Below are 25,470 nucleotides of genomic sequence, written 5' to 3'. Positions count from 1 at the left end.
TTTTTCTCAACTTCGCATAAATTTTTGTAATGAGTTTGATCCAAAACGTTTGCGTGGGATATTTTTGATAAATATTCCATGCGATAAAGTGTTCTAAAGAGATTTTTAACTACTAAGAACTGTGCTAGCCTCCTGCATTGCTACGTAAATGTATAAGGAATGTAAGCATGAAGATTTTTAGTAATTTCGATAGTGGCAGCATCGAAGTCGTAAGCATCGAGAACAAAGATCAGATTCAACTCAAGATTCCCAATGACAATCAGTCAGAGTTTTATCAATGGTTTCACTTTCGCCTAGAGACTCAAGCAGAGCAGTCTCATACTATTCAATTGCTAGATCTAAAGAACTCGGCCTACCCAGAAGGTTGGAGCGGTTATGATGTTGTCGCATCTTATGACCGTGAAGAGTGGTTCCGTATTCCAGCAGAGTTTGATGGTGATACGCTAACATTCAACGTTATCCCTGAGCGTGGTTCTATCTATTTCGCTTACTTTGCTCCTTATACGTATGATCGTCACCTTGATTTGCTTCACATGGCGCAGAGTGCTCATCACTGTCAACTTGAAACTCTGGGTAGCACGTTAGATGGCAACGATATGAGCCTACTAACGTTTGGTGAGCCAGAAGAAGGTAAGAAGAAGATCTGGTTAATTGCGCGCCAGCACCCAGGTGAAACCATGGCAGAGTGGTTTATGGAAGGCTTTATTCAACGTCTGTTGGATGAAGACGATACTACGGCTCGTGCAGTGCTCGAAAATGCAGTGCTTTATGTTGTGCCAAATATGAACCCAGATGGCGCAATTCGCGGTCATCTGCGCTGCAATGCGATTGGGGTGAATCTAAACCGTGAATGGCAGTCTCCAACAATGGAACGCAGCCCGGAAGTCTATTTGGTGCGAGAGCGCATGCTAGAAACGGGTGTTGATATGTTCTTAGATATCCACGGTGACGAAGCGATTCCTTTCAACTTTGTTGCAGGTTCTGAAGGCATTCCATCTTATGATGAGCGTTTGGCAAAGCTAGAAACGGCATTCAAACAAGTGCTTCATACGGTGACGCCAGAATTTCAAGACGAGCATGGTTACGATAAAGATGAACCGGGTAAAGCGAACTTGACCGTTGGATCTAACTGGGTGGGTGAGCAGTTCAAGTGTTTGTCTTACACCGTTGAGATGCCATTTAAAGATAATAACGATTACCCAGACCCGCTTTACGGTTGGTCACCAGAGCGTAGCGTTAAGTTTGGTCACGATATGCTAACGGCAACCTTTGCTATGGTCGATAAGATTTAATTCACTCAAATTAGCTCAAAAGACCTTAGGATAAAGGCGCGGTGAATTCCGCGCCTTTTGCGTTAGTAAAGCTTACGCTCAGCGTAACAAATCCTCGCTGTGCGTCTGGATCAAGGCGCGATACATTTTCTTCAGAGACAAAATGAAGGAAATGAACATGTCATCTCATCTATCTTATTGGTTCAAACAAGCGCTAGAAATGGAGCAGCCACTCGATACTCAAACTCTCACTACGGACATTTCAGCCGATGTGGCGATCGTTGGAGGAGGTTATACAGGGCTTTGGACTGCTATTATGCTCAAAGAGCAACAACCTCAGCTTGATATCGTAGTCATAGATAAAGGGTTGTGTGGCAGTGGAGCTTCTGGTGCTAACGGTGGCTGTATGCTGACATGGTCAACCAAGTATCCAACGCTCAAGCGCCTGTTTGGTGAAGAGCAGGCTAAATGGCTGGTGGAAGAGTCTGAGCAGGCTGTGTATGACATTGAGCAATTCTGTCTTGAGCACAATATCGATGCGCATCTTTATCGCAGTGGCACTTACTATACCGCGACTAACTCTGCCCAACAGGGGCAAATGAAGCCTGTCGTTGAGCGACTGGAGCAACTCGCTTGCAACAGTTGGAATGTCTGTTCAGAACAAGAACTCCGTTCCTCATCTGGCTCGAAGCAACACCTTGAAGGTTATTATTCTCCTGCTGCTGGCAGTGTGCAACCTGCGCTGCTAGTACGAGGTTTGCGTCGGGTGGCGATTGAGCTTGGAATCAAGGTCTACGAAAACAGCGCGATGGAGAAGATTGATTTTGGTGAGCCTGCGGTGGTGCATACTCTGCAAGGAAAGATCTACGCAGATAAGGTTGTGTTGGGTTTAAATGCTTGGATGGTGGAGCATTTTAAGCAATTCAAACGCAGTATTGTTGTCGTCTCATCAGACATGGTGATCACCGATCCGATTGAAAAGCAGCTAGAACAAAGTGGATTGAAAAAGGGGGCTGCTGTCGTCGATTCTCGGATTTTTGTTCACTATTACCGAGATACCCGAGACGGGCGTTTAATGCTAGGGAAAGGGGGCAATCAGTTCTCGTTTGCTAATCGCGTTGACCCTATGTTTAACAAACAAAGCCGATATGTCGATTTGCTCTCGCGCTCTTTTGCTCATCTGTTTCCAGAGCTTAACCAGTCTAAGTTTGCTTACAGTTGGACAGGAGGCTCTGATCGCTCTGTGACAGGCTTACCTTTCTTTGGCAACTTAGGCGGGCAGCAAAACATATTCTATGGCTTCGGCTACTCCGGTAATGGGGTTGCTCAAACCCGAGTGGGTGCCAAGATTCTTACCTCTCTGGTGTTAGAACGAAAAGATGTTTGGTCACAATGTGGTTTAGCACAAGGCCCATTAGGTCACTTTCCGCCAGAGCCGATTCGTTGGCTAGGTGCGATGATGGTGAGAAATGCTGTGCGCAGGAAAGAAGATGCTGAAGACAGGGAAGAGAAACCAAACCTGCTAGATAAATGGTTAGCTAAGTTTGCAGGTGCAGCAGGTAAAGCAGACAAGGTGACTTAACGCCACTGTCATATTTTGTTGGCAAGATGGGCGCTTGTCTAATTAAAGCGCTCATCATTGCCTCTTGCTCTATGCCTCATAACGCCCCCACACAACACTCGCACCGATTTTTACCGCCACTCAATGCGTTGAAGGCGTTTGAGTCTGCCGCTAGGCTACAAAGTCTGACCAAGGCCGCTGAAGAATTGAATGTCACTCGCGCTGCGGTGAGCCAACAGGTCAAGCAGCTTGAACACTACTTAGAGGCAACCTTATTCGAACGCAGTGGGTCTAAGCTGACACTCACGGATGATGCGCAATATTACCTGCCTCTTTTAACACAGATGTTTGACTCACTCTCAGTTGGAACAGAGCAGCTCTTTGAGCGCAAGAGACGGAACTTACTCACACTTAATGTTGCGCAAAGCTTCTGTCATCAGTGGCTTATTCCGAGACTTTCTGAGTTTAAGCGTCTTAACCCAGATTTAGAACTTAAGATTGCCACCACATCCAATCCTTACCCAAATACCAGCCAAACCGCTGATGTTGAAATCATCAACGGCATGTTACCGAAACAGAGCCAACTTACAGAAATGCTTACTGAAGAACATTGGGTTCTAGTCGCATCACCGAGTTACTTAAAGCAACACGGCAAAATGGAGTTAGATCATATTGCTGAGGCTGAAAAAATCTCAACCTCGGGGTATAGAGAAAATTGGAACTACTGGTTTAATCAAGTCGGCTATTGCCATGACTGGGTGAAACCAAAGCTCCATTTTGACCACTCACTTCTTGCGGTGGAAGCGGCGGTATGCGGTTTGGGTATTTTGTTGGTCAAAGATGTGTTGGTCGAAGATCAATTAAAGCAGGGCGAGCTGATAAAAGTTGCAGAGTGGAAGGTCCCTTGTGAAACGAACCATTATATTCTGTGCCATAACCCATCTAACTCAATGGCTATCGAGTTTTTCGATTGGTTAAGGCACAGTTTTAATTAGCTCAGGTAAAGTAGCTTAAGCCGTTTACTCGCAAGGTGGAGCCATATGGATAACCGCTAGGCCGCCTAAAGACGTTTCGCGATATTTTTTATTCATGTCTTTACCGGTTTGATACATGGTCGCGATGACTTTATCGAGCGAGATAAGACACTTACTGGTACGCTTAAGCGCCATACGTGAAGCATTGATCGCTTTCATCGCACCCATTGCATTACGCTCGATACAGGGAACTTGAACTAGCCCACCGATTGGATCACAGGTCATACCTAGTGAATGCTCCATCGCAATTTCTGCCGCAATACAGATTTGCTCGTTACTACCACCACGAAGCGCGGTTAAGCCTGCTGCCGCCATAGATGACGAGACGCCCACTTCCCCCTGACAGCCGACTTCTGCGCCAGAGATTGAAGCATTGGTCTTGTACAAAATGCCAATGGCACCTGCGACAGCAAGGAAGTCTTTAAGCTGTTTTGTATCAAGCTCTTTGATAAAGCGGTGGTAATACATGAGTACCGCAGGAATTACGCCCGCCGCGCCGTTGGTCGGAGAGGTCACCACTTGTCCACCGGCAGCGTTCTCTTCACTGACAGCGAAAGCGAATAAGTTGATCCAATCCATGATTTCCATTGGATCGTTTTCTACCGCAGCATTCGCTTCCAATTTCTTAAGTAAGTTAGGCGCTCGCCTTGTGACGTTAAGACCACCTTCTAAGATGCCCTCGGTCTCGAAGCCACGCTGCATACACAAAGACATCACTTTCCAGATTTGTTCTGCCTTGCGTGTGATTTCATCTTCATTAAAAAAGTTTACTTCATTTTTTAGAATCATACCGCCGAGGCTAAGGCCGTTTGTCTCGGCCATTTCTAGCATCTCGTCTGCGCTTGTAAATGGGAATGGAACATCAACGCTGTTGGCGCTACCACCTTCTTCGAGCTCTTTGGCTGTAGCAATAAATCCACCGCCAATAGAGTAGTAGGTTTCTAAAGCTAACTGATTGCCGAGCGAGTCATAGGCAGTAATCGTCATGCCATTTTCATGCAGAGGAAGGTTATCACTATGGAATAAGATGTCGCTCTCATAGCTAAAATCGATGGTGTGAGCACCCGCAAGGATCAGATGACCTTCCTGTATAGTGGTGGCAAGCGCTTGTTTGGCACTGGCCATTTTAATTGTGTCGGGCTTGTTGCCTAGTAATCCTAAGATCACTGCTCTGTCCGTGTGGTGTCCTTTGCCTGTCAGTGACAGAGAACCATAAAGATCGACTTGGACACGGCTGACTTTGGTTATGGATGAAGCGAGAAGGCGCGTAAAATGATAACCTGCGAGCATCGGCCCGTTGGTATGAGAGCTTGAAGGTCCAACCCCCACTTTGAAAATATCAAATATCGACAGCATATACTTTACTTCCTGTTGTAGTGGCCTGTGTTTCAGGCTCTTTTATTTACAAGTATGGCACGCAAGTGGAGATAACGTCTTGCATGCGGGATGTTAACAAAATATTAACCTCTGATAAGCTAACGACAAAGTGAATGCTTGTACAGTTTATGTGTAACTCAGTAGGAATAATTGAGACATGGATAAATAATGAACATAATTAATGTGGTGCTCGTCCTAGGTAAGCGCTTATTCAACAATGCGCTTACGCTTGAGGGCAGAACAAGGGTCGAAGCATTAACGACAGCCATACAAAGCCTTCAGCTTGAGCTGAGCGCGATTATATTCTGTGGTGGGGCGACGGATGGGCAAACGCAAACAGAAGCTCAGGCTATGTTTGATTACTTTAAGCTTTGTTATGAGGGCGAACTGCCTCCGCACATTATTCTTGAAGACACGTCCACTAACACTATCGAGAACATCCAAAATGCCGCAGACAAATTGATATCGAGTCAGTTGTGTAACAGTCGTCAGGAAGTTAACGTCCAGTTTGTCTCGAATGATTACCATCTAAAAAGGATATTCGAAATACAAACCTTGATGGATGAGCAGGGTTTACTTCGTACGTTGAAAAGTCGCTGTGCAGAGAGTGGCTTAAAGCTCAATATCCCTATGTCTCTTGCTGCACATGTTTCTGTGCCGTATCCACACATTAACTTATTGGGGCAAATATTCTTGCGTCTGGATGAGCTCACGACTTATAGGGTCTATTTAGAGGGAGTGAAGAGCGAGACATTTTCCAGGTCTGTCGAGCAAGTCAGGCGACAGCCTTATCAAATCGCGATTGCGGCAATTCAAGAGCTTAAACAACTTTTGTCTGAGTACAATGAGGTGAAAACCTTAGCACTGATCGAAAATGCAGTGGAGAAGACAAGTCCTTCAGCAACACCAATGGAAGTGGTAGAACAGCTACGAATATTGGACCAGTGCTTAACTAGCCTCAATCGACAATACGATCCAGAGCGGCAAGGTATGTCAAAGCTCTGAGGCGCTATGGATTACGAGGAAAGAGGGCGACAGAATGTCTCTCTTTCCCCGCTGAGCCAGTCTATTGCTCTTTATGGTTTTGGCGGTAGTAATCCCACTCTTCAACGCGTTCGCCATTTGGTAGTTGGCAGTATGTGACACGTTCTTCATTCTCGGTCACTGTCTCAAGTTCACCACCTTGCTGCACACAATACACTGCGGCTGGATTAGCCATTGAAGTGTATTCTTTTACTTCATATTCATCAGGCTCATTGGCACAACCTGCTAGAACGGCAACACTGGCAGCAACTATAGCAAAACACGTTTTCTTCATAATAAAACCTATATTGAATCAATTAGTAGCATATCGAGTATAGAGCAAGGAACGAAAAACTCTGTCTAGAGTTTGTTAAAAGGTTAGTGATGTCTAAAATTAAAAGGAGTTATACAACAAAGCTATAGGTAGCAGCCTAGTACGTTCGTATTACGTATCCTTTAATAAAAAGACGAAGCATAGGAAGTGCCAGATGTCGGAGCAAAAATATCGACTTGTTACGCGAAGCGACTTTGATGGTCTAGTGTGTGCAGTACTGTTAAAGCAATTGGATCTTATCGACGACATTAAGTTCGTTCACCCAAAAGACATGCAAGATGGGGTCATTGAGATAACCTCCAATGATATTGTAACTAACTTGCCTTATGTGAAGCAGGCGCATCTTGTATTTGATCACCACCTATCGGAATTATTGCGCAATCCAGAAAGGTATGAAAATCATATTATCGACCCAGATGCTCCTTCTGCGGCTCGGGTGGTTTGGGAGCACTATGGGGGGAGAGAGGTTTTTCCAGCCGAATGGGAAGATATGATGGAGGCGGTCGATAAGGGTGACTCGGCTCAGTTTAATCGAGATGAAGTTCTGGACTCGACGGGTTGGAATCTATTGAATTTCCTGATGGATGCGCGAACTGGCCTTGGCCGCTTTCGAGAGTTTCGCATTTCCAATTATGCGTTGATGATGGATTTGATTGAGTATTGCAAAAATCATTCAATTGATGAGTTGCTTGATCTTCCTGATGTCAAAGAACGAATTGATTTGTATCGAGAGCATGAAAATTTGTTCAAGGAGCAGATCCAGCGTTGTGCGACGGTGTATGACAACCTCATCTTTCTCGATCTAACCGAAGAAGAGGTCATATACGCTGGCAATCGATTTATCATCTATGCGCTATACCCCCAATGTAATATATCTATCCATAAAATGTGGGGTTTCCAAAAACAAAACACGGTGTTTGCTACCGGGAAGTCTATTTTTGATCGTAGCTCTAAAACTAATGTGGGCGAGTTAATGCTCAAGTATGGTGGCGGTGGGCATAAGGCGGCGGGTACGTGTCAGATTGATAACGACAAAGCGGAGATGGTTCAACAAGAGCTAATCAGAGCAATCACTAGCGACGGTTAAAACGAAAAGGCCCGATATGGGCCTTTTTAGTATTCTCTTTAGCCTATATCGGCATCACGCGATTTCGACCTAACTCTTTCGCTTCATAAAGAAGTTTATCAGCTCGTTCAATGAGAGATTCGGCAGATTCTCCCGGTTGCAGCTCAGCAACCCCCATCGAAATAGTAATGTTTCCAACTTGTTGAGCAGTGCGGCGATCTTTAATCGAAAGCTTCTCGACCGCTCGTCGCAAGCTCTCACCAAACTGGCGGGCAATACGTAGCGTTTTATTTGGCACAATAAGCGCGAACTCTTCGCCACCAAAACGGTAGGCTTGAATCCCTTCACGGCAACTTAGCTGAAGTCTGCGCGCAATGCCTTTGATTACCGTATCGCCAAACAAATGCCCGTAGGTATCGTTGAACGACTTGAAGTGGTCAATGTCAGCAAGAATCAAACACATCTTCTGTTCAGAGCGAGCTAACGTGCTAATGTCATTATCAAACGCACGACGGTTGTATAAGCTCGTTAACGCATCAAATAGCGCATCTTGTTGAACTTCTGCCAACTGAGCCTTGAGCAAGCTAATCTCTTTACTCGCGGTTTCTAGCTGATTATTGAGAAAGCGGGTTGAATGCCTGATTTCACGTGACTCAGCAACCAGTTGACGAATCACTGTCATGACTTCGTCCATAGACATCGCTTGATCTTCGACGCGCTCAAGGTTGTCAAAGCTTTTGTCTATCATCTGTGAAAATTCAGACGTGTCCGAGAGAGTGTCGCTCATCGAGCTTGCGACTTCATTGACAAGAATTTCGATATTGTTGCGAAGGTCGCGCATATCTGTTTCGGAGCGACTGGCAACATAGTTTATATAAAGTTGTTCACCTGCGGCTGGGGGACAGATGCCGTAATTTTCAACGATACTATCTAGCTCGCGATTTAATTGAGGAATCGCATTATCCACGTAGGTATACCAAAGAGCGTAGTTGGCAGGGGTCGCCGCTACGTGGTTTTTCATCATTAGTGGGACGGCTCTTTTAAGGTTGTCCGTCGATTTTTTGAAGTCGTCTGTCATTTGTTAGGAGTATTCTTATCTCGACACCTTTATACATTAAGAGTAGCGGATTTCTAATCTAGATGTATGTTTTGTATCACTTTAGAATGATTCATTAATCATATATATGAACTTTAGCACAAGTCTATGTTCATACTGATAAAAAACAGGCTCGACCAATGAGCCATCAGGATTTTTAAAATTTCTATGGCACTAAACACCCAGTGGTGTATCTTCACGCACATTGCCTGATTCAAGCTTACTAGCACCGCGTAACATCGCCTGAATCAAATCACCAGCATTAAACTTTTCGAGTGCCTCATGTGCGCCAACCTGTTGAGCGCGGTCAACACAGATTTCACTTGAAAGTGAAGTATGCAAAATAACGTAGCTGTTTTTAAGTTCGGGATCGTTTTGAGTTTCAAACGCGAGCTCATAGCCATCTAGGCCGGGCATCTCTATATCACTGACTAACAAATCAACAGGACGGTTGGCTGACGCTTCGCTGCGCATCAGATCAAGCGCATCTAAACCGTTATTACATATCTGATACGAGATATTGATGCTATCTAGTGCATCGGACAGCTGTTTACGTGCAATAGAGGAGTCATCAACCAATAAGATATTCAGCGCTTTAAGTCTTTCACGCTCAATGTCGGTAAGCATTGGGATGTTAGTCGACTCATACTGCGGATAAATTTTTGATAGCAGCAACTCGACATCCAACATCTGAACAATTTGCTCTTCAAAGCGAGTAATACCGGTAACGAACACGTTTGACCCCGCACTTTCAGGCGCAGATTCGATCGATTTCCAATCACACTCGATGATCTTTTCAATTGAGCGCACCATAAAGGCGACCACAGTACGTAAGCAGTCCGTAACGATTAAGTAGCACGAGTCGTACTCTTCAGGCTGAATTGGGCGAAAACCAATCGCAGCGGGCATGTTAATCACTGGAATGGTCTTATCACGAATTGTGACGGTTCCAATTACGTGATGATGAGAGTACGGGATTTGAGTTGTCGGTTGAAACGGCACAATTTCTCTGACTTTCAGAGTACCAATAGCAAACAACTGCTTACTGTTGGTTAAAGTAAACATCAACATGCCTTGTGATTGATTTGCCTTACTCACTCGTTTTGCCATGGGGTTCTCGTATGTGCGACCATTTTTATAAATGGTAACGGATTTACCCCGATGATCAATGGATGCAAATCAATTTTGCCTTTAAACGCCGATAAGATAGCCACTCATCCTTTGATAACTTAAATGCTTGGGTGAAGATCCCATTTTATTCGGGTACAATTCGCGCAAACTCAGTCATTTTTAGAGGCACCATCATGGCTAACACAGCAGCAGCTCTGCACATTCTGGTAAAGCATAAAGAGCAAGCGGAAGATATTATTAAGCAGCTTAAGAAAGGCGCTAAATTTCAAACTCTCGCCAAGAAGTACTCAACGTGCCCATCGGGCAAAAAGGGTGGTGACTTAGGTGAGTTTCGCAAAGGCCAGATGGTTCCACAGTTCGACAAAGTTTGCTTCTCTGGTGAAACACTAGTACCTCACCTAGTGAAAACTAAATTCGGTTGGCATGTGGTTAAAGTGCTTTATCGTACCTAATCAGTTTGTGCTGATTTAGAGATTGAAAAATGGCCAAGGTAACTACCTTGGCCATTTTGTTCGCGCTTAGTTTGCTTTTGGAGTGAACGTTTGGGTGCTGCGGTCTTGCTCCGCAACAGCTTCAATCTTCTTACCGTTTGCTGCTAGGTCACGAACGTAGTCAATAAAGGTCTCTGTGTAGAGCTTTAACGTGTTTTCGTATTTCGACTTATCAGCCGAGACTTCACCAAAGGCAATGTAGCCATCTTTACCACCCGCGATGTAATCATTGGTCACGACAATCAGCTCTCTGTTGTCGCTCAATTTAGACCAACTGCCATCACCTTTAGCTTTGACCTCTACATTGTGAACGCGCTGCCCTTCTGGTCGGTTAAAGTCGACGTCATATCGAATACCCGCTGCGTAAGGGTAAGCACCATCTGAGCCTTTAGCGCTGTTATCAACATACTCTGCGTAAGCTTTGTCCACGGCTTGGTTAAGTACCTTCTTAACTTCTGCTCCGGTCATTTGTAGGTTCACCATGGTGTTGCTAAATGGCAGCACTTTTGTGGCTCCCGCTACGGTGAACTTACCTTGAGGAATGTTTGCACGTGCGCCACCGCCGTTTTGAATCGCAACATCGGCGCGTTTGGTTTGGGCTAAGAACGCTTGCGCGACAAGGTCGGCCACTTGAGAGCCGTGAAGGTTAGTGTGTGTATCGCAGCCGTCTGCACCATTGTGTTTTTGCTGACCAGGGACACGCTCGTAACACAGTAGCTCAGAAGATTGTGCAATCTCTTGATCCTTCATAACATCAAGCTTTTGCGTAAAAGCGGATAAGGTTTGTTGTGTTGCCGCGTCGGGTTTAACTTGAATAAGATTAGGCTGGGCTTCTACATCAGCCAACACTGCGGCCAACTCGGCACCTTTAAGTGTCTGCTTTTTACCGTTTTCGTCTTTGCGTTTGAACTCGGAACCGATCAATAGATGCGGTGTACCATTACAAGCTGCGACCTTGCCGTTGCCATCAAATGAAACCGATAGCTCGCCAAGAATTTGTGAATATTGCCAAGCTTGAGCGACACACACTTGATCGCCATCTTTGTTCTTCATTAGTGTTGGGTAAGCCCCTTCACTCTTTAAGCCGACAGCAGCGAAATCGCCCAATAGAGTGTGTGAGTCACCGCCGATGATCACATCCACATCGATGAGTGCTTGTGCAAGTTGAAGATCGTTCGAGTATTGGTAGTGGGTCAATAAAACGATATTCGACACCCCTTTAGCAACCAGTTCATCGATGTATTTTTGCGCCGTTTCAACTTCGTTCAAGAACTGCGTGGTTTCGTCTGGGTTCGATGAGTTCATGGTCTTGTCAGCAATATCAATACCGACGATACCAATCTGATGCTCACCATATTGTTTTACCGTGTATGGCTTAAAGTAGTCGTTGGCAGAGTTCATTGCGAGAGGAGAGACGCCTTGCTTTGGAATCACGTTAGCTGCGAGCACTTCTGTCTCTTTTGAGCACTCACCTTCATTCATCCAATCTAAGAACTGTGCTAACCCTGCATCACCATCATCAAATTCATGGTTGCCGAGTGCAAAAGCGTCAAAGCAAGCGTGATTCATCATCGCCGCATCCGCTTCACCTTTAAATAGCGCGTAGTAAAGCGTGCCAGAGATAGCATCACCAGCATGAAGCTTTAATACATTCTCGTTTGCTTCTGTACGCTGATTTAGCGCGGTGATCAGTGCCGGAAATCCACCGACTTCAGTATAAGTCGATTGACCCGCAAGTTTGAGTTTCTGTGTGGAAGGCTCTAGATGAGAGTGATGATCGTTGATATGTAAAATTGTTAGGTCGAATGGTGTTTCATTCGAAGTTTGTGTTGTACACCCTGAAGCAACCACTGCTGACAGGAAGGCTAGTGCCAATGGGCTATATTTCATTGTTCGTCCCTATAAATGAGTGCATGAGAAGCAAGGGCGTGTTGACCTTTCGAGCTGATTTTTGCAGCAGTTTGTGGGTTGTTTATGCAAGGCAGAGGCTTTGAATCGTAGTTGCTCTACCTGATAAGCCGATAACGCAGCAGAAATGAGCCACAAACGCTGCCCGAAGGGTTCGGCTAAAAGCGTTTTACTCTTTGTTGAGAGGTGTTTTGCTTAGAATGACTAGGCGACAAACCTCTCGCCGCGATTAAAACGCTTTTATCTCGAACAAAATTTAACCGCGAAAGGTCAACACGCCCTAAGCTTACAATTATAGGATTTATATGAAATTCATCTTATCTTACATGCAATAATGCGAATGATATCGTTTGGTAATGTTATAACGTATCAATAATCGTGATGTTCATCATTATTCGACTTTATAGCTTGTACTACTGACTAGCAAAATAGGCGGCAATATCTTTGAGATCTTGGTCATTGAGGCGAGAAAGCTGCGCTTTCATCATATCTGCTAACGCGCCTTTGCGATTACCATCTTGATAATCTTTCATGGATTGATACAGATATTGGGCATTTTGGCCTTTTAGATGCGGATAAGCAGGGTTGGGTGCAATGCCATCAGAACCATGGCAAAACACGCAACTTGGTGCTTTGACTTTTCCAAGTTCAGGATTGCCGAAATCGTTGTTTGCTAATGCGACATAAGGGAGAGCTAATAGCAGCAGAAGGGTGCGTTTCATAGATACATCTCGAACAATATGACTACGCAAAAGAATAAAGCTTCCCCTAGGGGGAAGCTCAAGTGAGATTATTTGATGTATTGCGCAAGTTTACTCAGTAATAGGTCGATATCAGCGCTTGAAACGTCTTTGTGCGTCACGAAACGAATCGGGTTACCCGGTGATACAGTGATTCCATCCTCAGCTAACTGTTCCGCAATCTTGTTGATTTGGATACTGTCATCCAATTTAGCAAAGACGATATTAGTTTGAACGAAATCAGGGTTGACATGGAATCCGTCTAATTCGCTTAGTCCTAGTGCTAACTTCTTCGCATTTTGATGATCAACATTCAGTTGCGTGACTTGTTCAGTCAATGCCAGTTTACCTGCTGCTGCCAAAATGCCAGCTTGGCGCATACCGCCACCTACCATTTTACGTAGCCTGCGAGCTTTGGCGATAAAGGCTTTGCTACCAAGAAGGAGAGAGCCGATAGGCGCACACAAACCTTTTGATAAACAAATCGTCATCGAATCGAAGTGCTGAGCAATCTCTTTGACGTCTACATCAAGCGCGACGGCGGCGTTATAAACGCGAGCGCCATCTAGGTGAAGTGACAAGTTATGTTGATTGACGAATTCTCTTGCTTCTGCCAAGTACGAGAGTGGTAGCACCTTGCCATTAATGGTGTTTTCTAAGCTTAATAACTTAGTGCGGGCAAAGTGTGAATCGTCAGGCTTAATGGCTGCTTTGAGTTTCGCAAAATCTAACGTGCCATCTGGGTTATTCTCGATCGGTTGAGGCTGGATTGAGCCTAACACCGCAGCGCCTCCAGCTTCGTACTTATAGTTGTGGGCTTGTTGACCACATAGATATTCATCGCCGCGTTCACAGTGAGCCATAAGACCGAGCAAGTTAGCTTGAGTGCCAGAAGTCGTAAAGAGCGCCGCTTCAAATCCGTGTCGCTCGGCTGCCCATTGCTCTAGTTCGTTTACGGTTGGGTCGTCACCATACACATCATCGCCTACAAGTGCTTCGGCCATTGCTTTGCGCATTGCCTCGGTAGGCTTAGTTACCGTATCTGAACGAAAATCCATAATCTTGTCTCCTATATATATCCACACAGCTTTGCTTTGCTTAAACACGCGATAGTTTTCGCATCGGTGATCTCACCATCAATGATTTTTTGTTCGAGTTGTTCTACTGATAATGAGAGTACGTCGATGACTTCATCTTCATCGCATTGGTAACGTTTGGTTTGGGTTAACTGTTTTGCAACGAACAGATATTGGATTTCGTCACAAAAACCCGCAAGAGGCGTTACTTGTCCTAGAGATACCATGCTTTTAGCGCTGTAACCAGTCTCTTCTTCAAGCTCTCGGTGCGCGCAGAGCTCAATCGGCTCGTCTGATTCCAATGTTCCGGCTGGTAGCTCCAATAACCACTTCTTAAGAGATGGGCGGTATTGATTGATAACAATGATGTGACCATTTTCATCAATAGGCAAAATCACCGCTGCACCAGGGTGAGATATCGTCGTATGCGCGATTTTTTTACCGTTGGGCAGGAGGATTGATTCTTCGATGAGAGAGATGCGTTTCCATGAATGGATCGTCTTAGTTGTGTTTTCCATTTGATTCTTATTGTTAGTCCTAGCTTAAGACAGGAGTTACCTTACAGCCTCATTCCCCGTAGATAAAGCGCATTCTCGTCGATATCTCACAAAATCCCATACGCTATAGGTGATAGAACTCTCAAAAGTGCAAACATTGTTTTCAACGAGTTACGCAAAAACTGCATCTGATATAAAGATTTGTCCAAACTTCAAATTACACTTGTAACAGAGTGATAACAAATGTATAAAATTATACATACATGCCATCAGGTTAACCTTAGGAGAGCGCGAAATGATTAGCCCAAATCGAGTGTCTCACTCACAAAAAGCGTTGCTCTCAGAACGAATCAATAAATTGGCGCAAGCCTTATCTGACGGTGTCTATGAGCGTGAAGAAACCATCAAACTTTGTTTACTCGCAGCTTTGGCGGGTGAAAGTGTTTTCTTATTAGGCCCTCCGGGGATCGCAAAAAGCCTTATTGCAAAGCGCCTTATCCAAGCTTTTGATAACTCCTCTTACTTTGAATATTTAATGACCCGCTTCTCTACTCCAGAAGAAGTGTTTGGTCCGCTTAGCATTCAAGAACTCAAAGATAATGGTCGCTATGTACGTTTAACAGAGGGCTACTTGCCAACGGCGCAAGTAGTTTTTCTTGATGAGATCTGGAAAGCAGGTCCAGCAATTCTTAATACGCTGTTAACGGTTGTTAACGAAAAGACGTTTAAAAACGGTAGCGATATTGAACGTGTACCAATGAGGCTGCTGGTCTCTGCATCTAACGAACTGCCAGATGAAGATAGTGGCCTAGAAGCCTTATATGACCGTATGTTGGTGCGTGTGTTCGTCAACCGAATTCAAAATAAGCAGAACTTCAAATCTATGCTGACGGTGGGTACTGCGCAAGAAGCCAAGATTCCAGAAGGCTTGGCGATCACAGATGAAGAGTACCATCAGTGGCAATCTGAAATCGAACAGCTTGAACTGTCTGATGAAGTCTTTGAAAAGTTGTACGAGCTGAAGAGTCTGCTAGAGAGCGCTGCCACGGCAGCCAGTGGTGTTGAAGCAGAAGACAGCGATATGTATGTCTCTGACCGCCGATGGAAGAAGGCAGTGAAGTTGCTTAAAGCGAGCGCCTATTTTAATGGTCGTGATTCCATCAATCCGCTTGATCTTTTGTTACTGCAAGATTGCTTGTGGAACAGCCCAGAGTCACGCGACGTGGTTCGTAGCGTGATTAAGCAGTTTGCTCTCAACCATGCGTTTGATCAGCAAGATGTAGAACAGCAAATCACTCTCTGCCGTGAAGAGTTAAGTGACATTCAGGATGAACTCGAATCTGAACTGAGTGTGATGCTGTCGATGGAGTCTACGACGGGGCTTTTGAAAAAGCAGCAAATCAATAGTTACGACATCTCTGATGCGAAAAGCTACAAGGTCGGCAGTACGTTTGATCTTGTGAAACTTGTCCTGCTGCAAAGCAATATGTCTGTCACTGAATCAGAGAAGGGCGATAGCCGTTGGGTATACGTTCCTAAGAATGAGTTGGAGCGTGTCATCAAAGAGGGGCATGGTGACGTTTATGGTTACGTTAACCAAAACACCAACATGTGCCGCTTTAGGTTCGATGTCGATGCTGCTAACAATCTCGTGATCAAAGATATTGCTAATCGTGGTGTGCTGGTGTCTATCGTGACTGAAAAAGGTTTAGACGCGTCGCTATTCCAAGAGTGGTTTACCAAATCAGAGCAAGCAATGGCGCAGCTAGAACTTGCTGAGCATCACTTGCGTAAAGTTCGCTCTGATTTCCACGGCGCCTTACCGCACGGCTTCATTGAGCAAGAACTGCCGAGAGCGATGGAAGCGAGCTTGCAGAACCTTCAGCATGTGTTGGAATCGACCAAAACCGAATGCGAACGTACGGTTTTCCGCTTTAAGCACTTAGACGAGTTCTTCTCTTAAGGGGCCAATATGTTAGGAGCAGACGGTTTAAACTTAGCGCTAGCCATTGCTGAATCAGGAATCATTGATACAGCAGTGAATGACCTAATGGCTCGCTCGCAAGTAATGGCGATGGCAGAAAACCGAGGGGTAAAAACCTCGGTGAAAAACCATCTGCTTAAATGGCGCGGCAGTGTGAAAAAGCGTATCACCAAAGTATGTGAAACAGAGCGTTTTCAGCAAGAGCTCGCTCTGTATCAAGAGGTGATCCACTGGGATGAAGCGCGATTCTTCAAAGAAATTCCGGAAGTTCTGAAAAAACTAGAGTGGCACTCTGCTTTTTACCTACAAGCGCGTCGACTGCTAGAAAAGAACAAAGGGTTGAGCAACCCAATGTTCCCGCATTACTTCTGTGACCAATGGTATCAAAGCCTGTCTGATGCGATTCGACAAGCGCAGGTTTCTGAACTTGAAGCCAACAAAGAAAAGCTTCTTAAAGATCTCTATCAGCGCATGGAAACCATGAAGAGCATGGATAGAGTGACAGAAGAAGGTGACGAAGGCAGTGTTGGCCGTCTGTGGGATATGGCTTCAGCGAAATTGAGTCAATCTGATCTAACGGTTATGAAGCGCCATGCAGAGTTTTTAAAGAAAAACAAAGGGCTGCAAGAGATCAGTGAAAAGCTCGGTCGAATGGCGAGCCAAGTGAACGATCCTGATCTTAATCGTGCACCTGTTGAAGAGCCGCAAATGGTCGAAGAAAAGGCCGATGAAGCGACCGACGATATTGTCGGTATTCATGAAAGCGACGACCTGAATAAGCTACTACCGAACGAAACCATGTTTTTGGCATACCCTGAACTTGAGGTGGTGTTCTATAAACACCTCGTCGATAAGCGGTTAATGAACTATCGCATGCAGGGTAAATCGAGAACCTTACGTAAGGTTCGTGCTCAGCAGCCAGATAACCAAGATGCAGAGGTTGAAAAGGGACCTTTCATTATTTGTGTCGACGCATCTGGTTCTATGACCGGCTTTCCAGAGCAGTGTGCCAAGGCGATGGCTTATGCGCTAATGCAGATTGCTCTGGCCGAAGACCGTGACTGTTACGTTATGCTGTTCTCAACGGAACAGATTACTTATGAACTGACTAAGCAAGACGGATTGCGCGAAGCGAGTGATTTCTTAAGCTACAACTTCCACGGTGGTACAGATATAGGCCCCGTGATCATGAAGTCAATTGACTTGATGTGTGGTGATAAATACAAGAATGCGGATCTAGTGGTGATTTCTGACTTTATTGCACCTAAGCAGTCAGATGAAATGATCGCAAAAGTGGACGAGTTAAAAGCGCGTAAAAACCGTTTTCATGCCATTAGCTTGTCGAAGTATGGTAACCCAGAGTTGATGGCGATGTTTGACCATAGTTGGGCGTATCATCCTAACCTAGTCGGACGCCTAATGAAGAAATGGTAGCGTGCTACCATTTCTTGTTTTCTTAGCTCTGTATATGCTCCGCCAAAGTATTGCCCTTGTACTCTGACTTGAACCATCCCTTAGACTGCAGTTTGGGAATCAAGTGGTCAAAGAACAACTCTACACTGTGAATAGAGCCAGCGGGCACCGCAATTATCCCGTCCGCAGCGCCTAGTTTAATTCTCTCGACGATCTCGTTAAACGCCTCTTCTACCGTCCCGACAATAAGCCAATGGGAAGCTCCAATGACTTCAGGGCGAGAAAGTAGCGTCTTGAGGGTAGGAGATTCGCGCTTTATATAACGGGTCAGTAGATTAGCATGCGTTTGACTGGCTGCAGTAAACCCCTTGGGAAGCATCTCATAGTGGATCACTTCATCGAGGTCGGTAGTGGAAAAGTCGATACCTAGATTTTTCTCCAGATAGCTAAAGTACCTCGCTTTATCAATATCTTTATGAGCAGACTCAAACAGCTGGTAAGCCTCTTCTTTGCTATCTGCTAAGTAGAGGGCAACGCCGGGTAATACCTTGAGTTGGTGTGGTTGGCGACCATGAGCAATACAGCGTTTAGCCAAGTCTTGTTTGAGCTCTAACCCCGCTTCGATATCTGGGGTGGCGGCAAACATCACATCGGCAACTCTGGCGGCGAAATCGCGCCCTGAATCAGAGGCACCCGCTTGGAAAAAAGGCATACGACCTGTTGGATGACTTGGAATATTCAGCGGGCCTTGCACATAAAAATGTTCACCGTGGTGATCGATGTTGTCGATATAGGTTAAGTCTGCGAACTGGCCTGTCTTTTTGTCAGCTTTGACGGATTCGTAAGGATAGCTTTGCCATAGTTTAGTCACAACGTCGACAAATTCAGACGCTTTATGATAGCGCTCCTGCGATGTCGGCATCTCACCCAATCCAAAGTTTTCATTTCCTCCCAGCGCCGTGACTATGTTCCAGCCTGCGCGACCTTGGCTTAACCAACTCAGTGATTGCAGTTGCCGAGCGGCGATATAGGGCGGGGTAAATGTGGTTGAGATAGTAGAGACAAGACCAATTTTTTTGGTATGACTTGCCACAGAAGCAATCAAAGGGGTAGGGTCGAAGCCAGAAAACCCCGCTTCATACTGAACGGCTTCTTTGGCGAGAAACAAGGTATCTGGAGAGAACATAAAATCGAGTTTGGCTCGCTCAGCTCGTTGGGCGAGAGCGATATATTGATCAATGTCGAAAATGTGTTCGACGCCGCTGTCTTGGCGTCTCCATGCTGAACGAGTTAGCCAACTCATCGCCAGAGCCATGCCGATACAGATTTCGTGAGAGTCTTTCATTGCTAGCTCCTAATGACTCTCATGCAAAACGTCTTTAACGTCGCTAATCATACGCCTTGTCGCGGTCACACCACCCAATGAGAGATACCAAGCATCCATATCGACAAACTTGATATGACCATTTTGGTAAGCTTTGGTGCCATTGACTAACGCGTTGTTAAACTCATCTTTCGTACGGCTTGAAAGCTTGTTGCGTAGTTTGTCGGAATCGAAGACAAATAAGTATTCTGGGTTGTTCTGACTAATAAACTCGAACGAAATAGCATCGCCGTGTCGTTTCGGTTTTAAGCCTTCTGCAGAGGGTAAAAAACCAAAATCAACGTAGATAGAAGCAAAGCGTGATTTTTCAGAAAACGCAGTAATGTTGCCTCCGATACTCATCACGGTTAATGCTTTTGCAGGGTTTGCGGTGTTGTGCTGTTTGATGGATTTAAATTCATCGTTGAGAAGCGCAATCTCTGATTCAACTTTCTCCTCAATATCAAAAAGCTGCGCTAGGTTACGCCACTGCTGCTTGGTGCTTTGCCAATAGCTCCCGCTTTCTGCCGGAGAGATAACAATCGTCGGCGCGATTTCTGACAGCTCTTTGTATTTGGCAGCGATTCGAGGGCCAATGAGAATGACATCGGGCTTTACTGTGTAGATGTTTTCAAAATCGGGTTCAAACAAAGTGCCCGCAGAATGATAAGGCGGATTGGTATATTTACTGAGGTAGTCGGGTAAATAGTCTTGTGAAGTGGCAACAGGCTCGATACCAAAATGGTCGAGCATATCGATGATGCCAACGCCAATAGCAACAACGCGTTCGGGGTTGTCTTGTACGGTCGTCTGTCCTAAATCGTGATTGATAGTTACCTGTTTGGCGTGAACCGAAGCAGAGACTACAGCCAAGATCAGTAAACCTAAGTATCTGTTAATCATGTACATATTCGTCCTTGTGTAATACCAATCGGAATAAGTCTCTGAAAATTTACTTATCCCGATTGAAATAATGGAGCGACTACTCGCTCCGTTATCGTTTTAGAAGAAAAGCTCGACTGAGGCGCCGATCATGCGCGGCTTCTGCTTAAGTGGCTGATCCGGTGAAGGGGCATAACTAACGAGCGTCTCCTTGTCTGAATCAAACAGATTGGTTGCAAACAAGCTTGCTTTGCCATGTTCAAATAGGTAGGAAACTTGAGCGTTAGCGGTCCAATATGGGTCGATCTTAATCTCAGGATCATTGTCTAGATCTGAGAAGTACTCGCCAGTGTAGATCGCATTGGCAGAGGCCTCGATATTGTCCGTTACGTTATAAAGGGCACCAAAGTTAGCACTAAGCCTCGGCGCTCTAGGGAGTTCCTTGTCTTGACCACCCGCGCTAGCCGTTTGCGTGTACTCGGTTTTGAGTAGACCAAGATTGGTAAACAATTCTAACTGATAGGTTGGCAACCAGCGCGCACCCAGTTCAGCACCATAGGTATGAGCTGAGTTAAGGTTTTGGACAATCACGTAACCGTCGTCACGTAGCTGCTGTACCTGCATATCGTCGTACTGATTGAAGAAGATATTAGAAGTCAGCTCTACAGTATTGTTGAGCAGTCCATGTCGCGTATAAAGTTCGTAGTTCCAGACGAACTCCTCTTTGTAATCGTAGGTGAGGAAACCTGCTTGAGGGATTTTGGCGTTGAAGCTGAGTCCCGCTCCACCGTTGTTGTAGCCTTTGGCAACATTAAAGCCGATCGTATGGTTAGACGTCGGTTTGTAAGCAATATCAAATTTTGGCAAGAAGACCGAAGTGCTTTCATCATAGTCGAGTTTGTGAAGTTCCACCTTTCTCTTCTTATGCTCTTTTTCAAATCGACCAGCAAGCGTAACAAAGAGTTGTGGAGTCACAGAATAAGTGACTTCAGCAAATGCAGATTGTGTCTCCTTCTCGTCAGTCATTGGGCTTGTGCCCCTGCTGTTTGTGAATGCTTCGTCTTGAGAGGCTTTAAAATAGCGAGCGCCGATAAGAGCTGTCAACTTGTCATCATCGGACTGGTATCGTAGTAGTGGCTCGATGTGGAATTCATCACCATCGGTTACGAAATCAGCTTGATGGCCTGTTGGGTCGGTAATACGATCGTAGTCGAATTTGCTTACGATGAGTTTATTTTCAAACGTCCACTGGTCTGCGAACTGCCATTCAATATCCCAGATACCGCTAGTGGCGCTAGTCTCATAAACCGCTCGTTTGGCTGCAAACGTATCGCCGATGACGTTTTCATTTTGCGGTGCACGCGTATCCATATAGTCAATGGCTAGAACACTTTTGAATCCAGCAAGAGAGGAAGGTTCAAATAGGAGTTTGGCTCTTGCTGAAGTTGACTCTATCTTTCGTGTATCGCCTGCAGGGGAGTAGTTTTCGAGATCAATATGACTTTTCTGTTTTTGTTGGTCGACGCTTAGACGAAACGCAAGTTGGTCTTGAACTATTGGAGCGTTGATCATTGCGGCGGTTTGTGTGTAATTCTGCTCAGCAACGCCACCTTTAACGCGCGTTTCAAATTCGTGGGTGGGATCGTTTGTTTTGATGACGATTGCCCCTGCGGATGCGTTTCGCCCTTGGATATAGCTTTGAGGGCCTAAATGAGCCTCAACTTGCTGAACGTCCCACAGTGAGCGGGGGCCAAAAGCGATCTCCGAATAAGTCAGCGAACGTCCATCCATAGATAAATTAAGTCGCGTTGATGTGCCAGCAAAACTGGCTATACCCCCAACCGATGGCCCTGAACCATCAATACCACGTACCGAAGGTAAGCTGTTGCCCAAGCCGGGATCGACCATATTTGGTGTAAGCTTTATCAAATCACTGACATGTGTTGCCCCTGGCGTCGAATCAATTTTGTCTTGGTCGAAAACTTGAACGCTAGAAGCGGTGTCATAAAGGGAACGTTCAATTTTTTCACCGATAACCGTCACAACATCGAGTGTGGTTGTCTCGGGGGATGTTTGTTCGTCTGCGATAGCTAAAGGGCTAAATAGAAGAGTAGAGACTGCTGAAGCTAGAATCGTCTTCCTTGGTTGATTAACGGCTGCGGCATGGTAACGCTTAAAGGCCATGAGTAAATCTCCGTATCTTTTCTTGGGGAAAGCGTGAAGCAGTCCAAGGTAAGAATACGCATTGGCTGATTCACTTATATTTTTCGAGAGGGAGATATAGCATGGCGCTAATTTTTAATGCAAATGAGAATGGTTATTAATTAAGTGCAAAGAGTTATGCAAAAAAAGCAAAGCCAGTTATGGCAAGGGATTGAGAGCACCCTGCGTGGGTGCTCTTAAAGGCTGAATTAGATTAGTATGCCAGAGGCATTTCGTTGGATGGGTCTTTTTTTCGGTACACGCGAATCAAACCAACTAACGCCAATACCGACATAATGAGCATCAGCGCGCCCAGTGGCATTTGATCAGGGGCTGGGATTAATGAAGCACCAAGAGTGGCTAAACCTGCGCCTAGGTTTTGCATTCCTCCTAGTACCGCGCCACCTGTGCCCGCGTGGTAAGGTAATGGAGACAGTGCTCCCGTGGTTGCAGCAGGAAACAAAATACCCGCACCTAAGAAGTAAATGGTCGCGCCACCAATTAAGCTTAGCGCGTTAGTATCTCCAAGCAGACCAGGCAGTAAGATCACCAATGACCCTAACATGATCGCCACTAGTCCTACCGTTAGAGCGCCTTTCTCGTTACGTTTACTGGCAATATAGCTTGATAGCGCAGCACCTACCAAATACCCAGGAATTGGCAGTACAAATAGCAGACTTACTGTTGTTGCCGGAAGTTGTAAAACCCCGCCGAGTAGAACACCCGCAGCTGCTTCAAAAATCGCAATACCAGAGAAGGTTGCTACCAAGCAGATCAAATAGCCTTGAAAGCGACGATCTGACAAAACATAACGATAACTGCTAGTAACTTTTTCATAGCGACGTTTTTCACGCGGTAATGTCTCCATAAAGCTGGTCATCATAGTAATGACAACGGCAATACCAAACAGAGCCAAGAACAAGTAGCTAGAGCGCCAGCCAAATGCTTCGGTCAGGTAGCCGCCAAGTACGGGTGCAATCAATGGTGAGAAAATCACACACATGCTGATTAGGCTGTTTACTTTATGCAGCTCTGCGCCTTCAAATAGATCGCGAGTCAATGTACGTGACATTGCACCACCACACCCAATACCAAGACCTTGGATAAAGCTACCCGCTAGAAACCAGTCATAGCTATGAGCGAACAAAGCAACGATGGTGCCGACAATATAAATCAGCAAGCCAACAACGATGATCGGCTTACGTCCAAGTCTGTCTGAGAGAGGCCCATAGATAAACTGCGAGAATCCATAAGGGATCAAGTAGCACGCCATCACAGCTTGCAGCGCAGCAGGCGTCACCAAAAACTCACTCGCCATATGGCCTATGGAAGGCACATACATGGTTTGAGTCATTTGACCAACAGCAGTCAAAATTGCGATCAGGAAGGTTAACTTAATCACTTGTGAAGACGCAGACATTTCTACAACACCTAAATTCAAAGCGCAAAAAACACTAACTTTGAGCAAACAAAGCTAATCATTAAAATAAACAAAGGGAACTTTCAGGCGCGAGATATTAGAGTGACTTGGAGAGTCTGGCAATTGAAAAGTGTGATCTTAAGCAAGATAAAAATTTTAATTATGGATTAGAAAAACTTATCCATATTTATATGCTGTCAAAGCTGCCTTTTATGCAGATGGCAGCTTCGATAAACACTTGCGGCATAAGCAAGTATCGGTTTTTGGCAGATCTGAAGTATCGCGTTTTTCAATCTCAAAACACCAGCAAGTTGACTTACCTTGGCTGATATCACATTGAGCAGGCTGATGGCATGAAGGGCAATTATGCGTGGAGGTTTTACCGCTAAGATTTGCCATTACTTGATCGCGCTCTTGATCAGAAAGATGACGCCAATTAACAATTTCATCCATGGTGCGATGGCATCCACTACAGATCCCTTCGTTATTTTTACAGGCAGCGATACAAGGTGTTTTCAATATCTGATTCCACTAAAGCTAGGTAAGTGCAGGACTATACCGAGTTAACAGCGCAACATCAAAAATAACCACTTGATTAGATCACTTAGCACCCGATTTAAATGATGGAGGCTGATACTGAAGCGAGGTGTCTTTTTTCATCAGGATGTTGCTTGCAATTAAACTCCCGACACAAATAAGACTCAGTGCTAGCCAACTTAATGGTGAAGGGTGTTCATTGAAAACAGGTATCGCAAGTAGAGTGGCTACTGCTGGGGTTGCTGCGCCAAACGCGGCGGTGCGTTCAGCCCCTAACACTGATATAGCGTGAAGGTAAGTAAAGGCAGCGATTAGGCCTGCTCCAACGCCTTGCAGCATGATGTGTCCACCTAGCTCTCTCCATGGCCACTCAGTAGGGTTGTGTTGGTAAAGGTAACTGTCGAGCACACCAGTAAAAATAAGGCCGCACAGAACGATCATGGACATTAGAGAGATAAGTCCAGAAGCCGCTAAAGGGTTTAGGTTGGATACGCGGGCACAAATAGTGAAAATTGCCCACATAGCGCTGCCGATAAGAAACAGCATCTGACCTTGCAGTAAATCAGAATGAGCATTGCCGACACTTTGCATCAGAAAGGTGACGATGCCACCAACCACAAGGGCTAATCCAAAAAGTCGGTGAGAACTGAGTGGCTGCTTAAAAAGCAACACTGCTATACCGGAAACAAAAAGAGGGAGTGTACCAGGGATAAGAGCGCTGCCATCTGAGACCGGAGCGAATTGCATCCCTGTTCCGGCGACAAGCAGATACGGTAAGCCGCTACCAATGAACATACCGAGCAGATAGCGTTTAGGAACCGCAACGATTGCTTCTCTGGCTTTGTAAACGAGGGGGAGCAACACAACACAGGGAATGATAAAGCGCGTGAGCGCGATATCTGCTGTGAGCAGTTCTGAGTGCGCTCCACTTCTCAGTGATAGGAAGAAACCAGACCAAAGTAATAGCGTGGCAATCATTGCCAAATATCCAGAAAGCATATCCATATGTGACCAAAATTAAACTTGTGAATATTATGAGACGTAACGGGAGGTTAAATCTGGCA

At 45.4% G+C, this 25,470-nt stretch carries 22 protein-coding genes; 8 read left to right on the top strand and 14 right to left on the bottom strand.

The window, feature by feature from the left end; translation table 11 throughout:
• The first annotated feature begins 167 nt into the window (after nt 1–167).
• The 3 genes from LYZ37_RS20540 to LYZ37_RS20530 all read left to right on the top strand — a co-directional run bounded on the left by LYZ37_RS20540 (nt 168) and on the right by LYZ37_RS20530 (nt 3,827).
• Nucleotides 168–1,292, top strand: coding sequence for a M14 family metallopeptidase (locus tag LYZ37_RS20540; protein ID WP_239852913.1), 1,125 nt, complete (start codon nt 168–170; stop codon nt 1,290–1,292).
• A 157-nt stretch (nt 1,293–1,449) separates the two neighbouring features.
• Nucleotides 1,450–2,853: an FAD-dependent oxidoreductase gene (locus LYZ37_RS20535; RefSeq protein ID WP_272787392.1), complete on the top strand. Its 1,404-nt coding sequence runs from the start codon at nt 1,450–1,452 to the stop codon at nt 2,851–2,853.
• 71 nt (nt 2,854–2,924) lie between these two features.
• The gene (locus LYZ37_RS20530) at nt 2,925–3,827 is read left to right on the top strand and encodes a LysR substrate-binding domain-containing protein (RefSeq protein ID WP_420794643.1); all 903 of its coding nucleotides are present in this window, start codon (nt 2,925–2,927) and stop codon (nt 3,825–3,827) included.
• 24 nt (nt 3,828–3,851) lie between these two features.
• Here LYZ37_RS20530 and LYZ37_RS20525 read toward each other — a convergent pair whose 3' ends face one another.
• Entirely contained in the window at nt 3,852–5,222 is a 1,371-nt protein-coding gene (locus tag LYZ37_RS20525; RefSeq protein WP_272787390.1) for an L-serine ammonia-lyase, read from the bottom strand.
• A gap of 189 nt (nt 5,223–5,411) precedes the next feature.
• Between LYZ37_RS20525 and LYZ37_RS20520 the strand changes: the two genes are divergently transcribed.
• Nucleotides 5,412–6,248 (top strand): YdcF family protein, encoded by an 837-nt coding sequence (locus LYZ37_RS20520; protein ID WP_272787389.1) that lies wholly within the window; start codon nt 5,412–5,414, stop codon nt 6,246–6,248.
• Between the two features lie 61 nt (nt 6,249–6,309).
• Here the strand turns inward: LYZ37_RS20520 and LYZ37_RS20515 are convergent, their stop codons facing one another.
• Complete coding sequence (locus tag LYZ37_RS20515) at nt 6,310–6,561, bottom strand: putative hemolysin (RefSeq protein ID WP_272787388.1); 252 nt, start codon at nt 6,559–6,561, stop codon at nt 6,310–6,312.
• A gap of 193 nt (nt 6,562–6,754) precedes the next feature.
• Here LYZ37_RS20515 and LYZ37_RS20510 point away from each other — a divergent pair, with 193 nt between their 5' ends.
• Nucleotides 6,755–7,687, top strand: a complete 933-nt coding sequence (locus LYZ37_RS20510) for an exopolyphosphatase (protein WP_272787387.1) — start codon at nt 6,755–6,757, stop codon at nt 7,685–7,687.
• Nucleotides 7,688–7,730: 43 nt separating this feature from the next.
• On the opposite strand, the gene LYZ37_RS20505 is transcribed toward LYZ37_RS20510, so the two are convergent.
• Nucleotides 7,731–8,744, bottom strand: a complete 1,014-nt coding sequence (locus tag LYZ37_RS20505; RefSeq protein ID WP_272787386.1) for a GGDEF domain-containing protein — start codon at nt 8,742–8,744, stop codon at nt 7,731–7,733.
• Nucleotides 8,745–8,936: 192 nt separating this feature from the next.
• Nucleotides 8,937–9,872, bottom strand: a complete 936-nt coding sequence (locus LYZ37_RS20500) for a chemotaxis protein (RefSeq protein ID WP_272787385.1) — start codon at nt 9,870–9,872, stop codon at nt 8,937–8,939.
• A 194-nt stretch (nt 9,873–10,066) separates the two neighbouring features.
• On the opposite strand from LYZ37_RS20500, the gene ppiC reads away from it, so the two are divergent.
• A complete protein-coding gene (gene ppiC, locus LYZ37_RS20495) occupies nt 10,067–10,345 on the top strand; it encodes a peptidylprolyl isomerase PpiC (protein WP_004745652.1) in 279 nt (92 codons plus the stop codon).
• A 66-nt stretch (nt 10,346–10,411) separates the two neighbouring features.
• Here ppiC and LYZ37_RS20490 read toward each other — a convergent pair whose 3' ends face one another.
• The 4 genes from LYZ37_RS20490 to LYZ37_RS20475 form a co-directional block, all read right to left on the bottom strand.
• Nucleotides 10,412–12,274 carry a 5'-nucleotidase C-terminal domain-containing protein gene (locus LYZ37_RS20490; protein ID WP_272787384.1) on the bottom strand — a complete coding sequence of 621 codons (1,863 nt, stop codon included), beginning with the start codon at nt 12,272–12,274 and terminating at the stop codon, nt 10,412–10,414.
• Nucleotides 12,275–12,705: 431 nt separating this feature from the next.
• Nucleotides 12,706–13,014: a c-type cytochrome gene (locus tag LYZ37_RS20485; protein WP_272787383.1), complete on the bottom strand. Its 309-nt coding sequence runs from the start codon at nt 13,012–13,014 to the stop codon at nt 12,706–12,708.
• A 68-nt stretch (nt 13,015–13,082) separates the two neighbouring features.
• On the bottom strand, nt 13,083–14,090 hold the full coding sequence (gene ltaE / locus LYZ37_RS20480; protein WP_171319772.1) for a low-specificity L-threonine aldolase: 1,008 nt from the start codon (nt 14,088–14,090) through the stop codon (nt 13,083–13,085).
• Between the two features lie 11 nt (nt 14,091–14,101).
• The gene (locus LYZ37_RS20475) at nt 14,102–14,626 is read right to left on the bottom strand and encodes an NUDIX hydrolase (protein ID WP_171319770.1); all 525 of its coding nucleotides are present in this window, start codon (nt 14,624–14,626) and stop codon (nt 14,102–14,104) included.
• Nucleotides 14,627–14,900: 274 nt separating this feature from the next.
• Here LYZ37_RS20475 and LYZ37_RS20470 point away from each other — a divergent pair, with 274 nt between their 5' ends.
• Both LYZ37_RS20470 and viaA read left to right on the top strand, forming a co-directional pair.
• Nucleotides 14,901–16,568, top strand: a complete 1,668-nt coding sequence (locus tag LYZ37_RS20470; protein ID WP_272787382.1) for an ATPase RavA domain-containing protein — start codon at nt 14,901–14,903, stop codon at nt 16,566–16,568.
• A gap of 9 nt (nt 16,569–16,577) precedes the next feature.
• The gene (gene viaA, locus LYZ37_RS20465; RefSeq protein WP_272787381.1) at nt 16,578–18,023 is read left to right on the top strand and encodes an ATPase RavA stimulator ViaA; all 1,446 of its coding nucleotides are present in this window, start codon (nt 16,578–16,580) and stop codon (nt 18,021–18,023) included.
• Between the two features lie 22 nt (nt 18,024–18,045).
• Here the strand turns inward: viaA and LYZ37_RS20460 are convergent, their stop codons facing one another.
• The 6 genes from LYZ37_RS20460 to LYZ37_RS20435 all read right to left on the bottom strand — a co-directional run bounded on the left by LYZ37_RS20460 (nt 18,046) and on the right by LYZ37_RS20435 (nt 25,384).
• Nucleotides 18,046–19,347: an NtaA/DmoA family FMN-dependent monooxygenase gene (locus LYZ37_RS20460; protein WP_272787380.1), complete on the bottom strand. Its 1,302-nt coding sequence runs from the start codon at nt 19,345–19,347 to the stop codon at nt 18,046–18,048.
• A 9-nt stretch (nt 19,348–19,356) separates the two neighbouring features.
• Nucleotides 19,357–20,268 (bottom strand): siderophore ABC transporter substrate-binding protein, encoded by a 912-nt coding sequence (locus LYZ37_RS20455; protein WP_272787379.1) that lies wholly within the window; start codon nt 20,266–20,268, stop codon nt 19,357–19,359.
• A gap of 99 nt (nt 20,269–20,367) precedes the next feature.
• Nucleotides 20,368–22,431: a TonB-dependent receptor domain-containing protein gene (locus tag LYZ37_RS20450; protein ID WP_272787378.1), complete on the bottom strand. Its 2,064-nt coding sequence runs from the start codon at nt 22,429–22,431 to the stop codon at nt 20,368–20,370.
• Between the two features lie 232 nt (nt 22,432–22,663).
• Entirely contained in the window at nt 22,664–23,869 is a 1,206-nt protein-coding gene (gene emrD, locus LYZ37_RS20445) for a multidrug efflux MFS transporter EmrD (protein WP_272787377.1), read from the bottom strand.
• A 210-nt stretch (nt 23,870–24,079) separates the two neighbouring features.
• Nucleotides 24,080–24,388 carry a cysteine-rich CWC family protein gene (locus tag LYZ37_RS20440; RefSeq protein WP_272787376.1) on the bottom strand — a complete coding sequence of 103 codons (309 nt, stop codon included), beginning with the start codon at nt 24,386–24,388 and terminating at the stop codon, nt 24,080–24,082.
• Nucleotides 24,389–24,469: 81 nt separating this feature from the next.
• The gene (locus LYZ37_RS20435; protein ID WP_272787375.1) at nt 24,470–25,384 is read right to left on the bottom strand and encodes a DMT family transporter; all 915 of its coding nucleotides are present in this window, start codon (nt 25,382–25,384) and stop codon (nt 24,470–24,472) included.
• Nucleotides 25,385–25,470: the final 86 nt, after the last annotated feature.

Origin of the sequence: Vibrio tubiashii (assembly GCF_028551255.1) — a bacterium.
GTDB lineage: Bacteria > Pseudomonadota > Gammaproteobacteria > Enterobacterales > Vibrionaceae > Vibrio > Vibrio tubiashii_B.
Note: the sequence above shows the minus strand (reverse complement) of the source record. Positions and strands in the feature narration are given on the sequence as shown.

Excerpts from the sequence above, each read along its gene's own strand:
- LYZ37_RS20500 (WP_272787385.1), bottom strand. The coding sequence starts at position 9,872 with ATGGCAAAACGAGTGAGTAAGGCAAATCAATCACAAGGCATGTTGATG.
- ppiC (WP_004745652.1), top strand. The coding sequence starts at position 10,067 with ATGGCTAACACAGCAGCAGCTCTGCACATTCTGGTAAAGCATAAAGAG.
- emrD (WP_272787377.1), bottom strand. The coding sequence starts at position 23,869 with ATGTCTGCGTCTTCACAAGTGATTAAGTTAACCTTCCTGATCGCAATT.
- LYZ37_RS20520 (WP_272787389.1), top strand. The coding sequence starts at position 5,412 with ATGAACATAATTAATGTGGTGCTCGTCCTAGGTAAGCGCTTATTCAAC.
- LYZ37_RS20470 (WP_272787382.1), top strand. The coding sequence starts at position 14,901 with ATGATTAGCCCAAATCGAGTGTCTCACTCACAAAAAGCGTTGCTCTCA.
- LYZ37_RS20460 (WP_272787380.1), bottom strand. The coding sequence starts at position 19,347 with ATGAAAGACTCTCACGAAATCTGTATCGGCATGGCTCTGGCGATGAGT.
- LYZ37_RS20510 (WP_272787387.1), top strand. The coding sequence starts at position 6,755 with ATGTCGGAGCAAAAATATCGACTTGTTACGCGAAGCGACTTTGATGGT.
- LYZ37_RS20535 (WP_272787392.1), top strand. The coding sequence starts at position 1,450 with ATGTCATCTCATCTATCTTATTGGTTCAAACAAGCGCTAGAAATGGAG.
- LYZ37_RS20485 (WP_272787383.1), bottom strand. The coding sequence starts at position 13,014 with ATGAAACGCACCCTTCTGCTGCTATTAGCTCTCCCTTATGTCGCATTA.
- LYZ37_RS20530 (WP_420794643.1), top strand. The coding sequence starts at position 2,925 with ATGCCTCATAACGCCCCCACACAACACTCGCACCGATTTTTACCGCCA.
- LYZ37_RS20435 (WP_272787375.1), bottom strand. The coding sequence starts at position 25,384 with ATGATTGCCACGCTATTACTTTGGTCTGGTTTCTTCCTATCACTGAGA.
- LYZ37_RS20455 (WP_272787379.1), bottom strand. The coding sequence starts at position 20,268 with ATGATTAACAGATACTTAGGTTTACTGATCTTGGCTGTAGTCTCTGCT.
- LYZ37_RS20450 (WP_272787378.1), bottom strand. The coding sequence starts at position 22,431 with ATGGCCTTTAAGCGTTACCATGCCGCAGCCGTTAATCAACCAAGGAAG.
- LYZ37_RS20540 (WP_239852913.1), top strand. The coding sequence starts at position 168 with ATGAAGATTTTTAGTAATTTCGATAGTGGCAGCATCGAAGTCGTAAGC.
- ltaE (WP_171319772.1), bottom strand. The coding sequence starts at position 14,090 with ATGGATTTTCGTTCAGATACGGTAACTAAGCCTACCGAGGCAATGCGC.
- LYZ37_RS20475 (WP_171319770.1), bottom strand. The coding sequence starts at position 14,626 with ATGGAAAACACAACTAAGACGATCCATTCATGGAAACGCATCTCTCTC.
- viaA (WP_272787381.1), top strand. The coding sequence starts at position 16,578 with ATGTTAGGAGCAGACGGTTTAAACTTAGCGCTAGCCATTGCTGAATCA.
- LYZ37_RS20515 (WP_272787388.1), bottom strand. The coding sequence starts at position 6,561 with ATGAAGAAAACGTGTTTTGCTATAGTTGCTGCCAGTGTTGCCGTTCTA.
- LYZ37_RS20490 (WP_272787384.1), bottom strand. The coding sequence starts at position 12,274 with ATGAAATATAGCCCATTGGCACTAGCCTTCCTGTCAGCAGTGGTTGCT.
- LYZ37_RS20505 (WP_272787386.1), bottom strand. The coding sequence starts at position 8,744 with ATGACAGACGACTTCAAAAAATCGACGGACAACCTTAAAAGAGCCGTC.
- LYZ37_RS20525 (WP_272787390.1), bottom strand. The coding sequence starts at position 5,222 with ATGCTGTCGATATTTGATATTTTCAAAGTGGGGGTTGGACCTTCAAGC.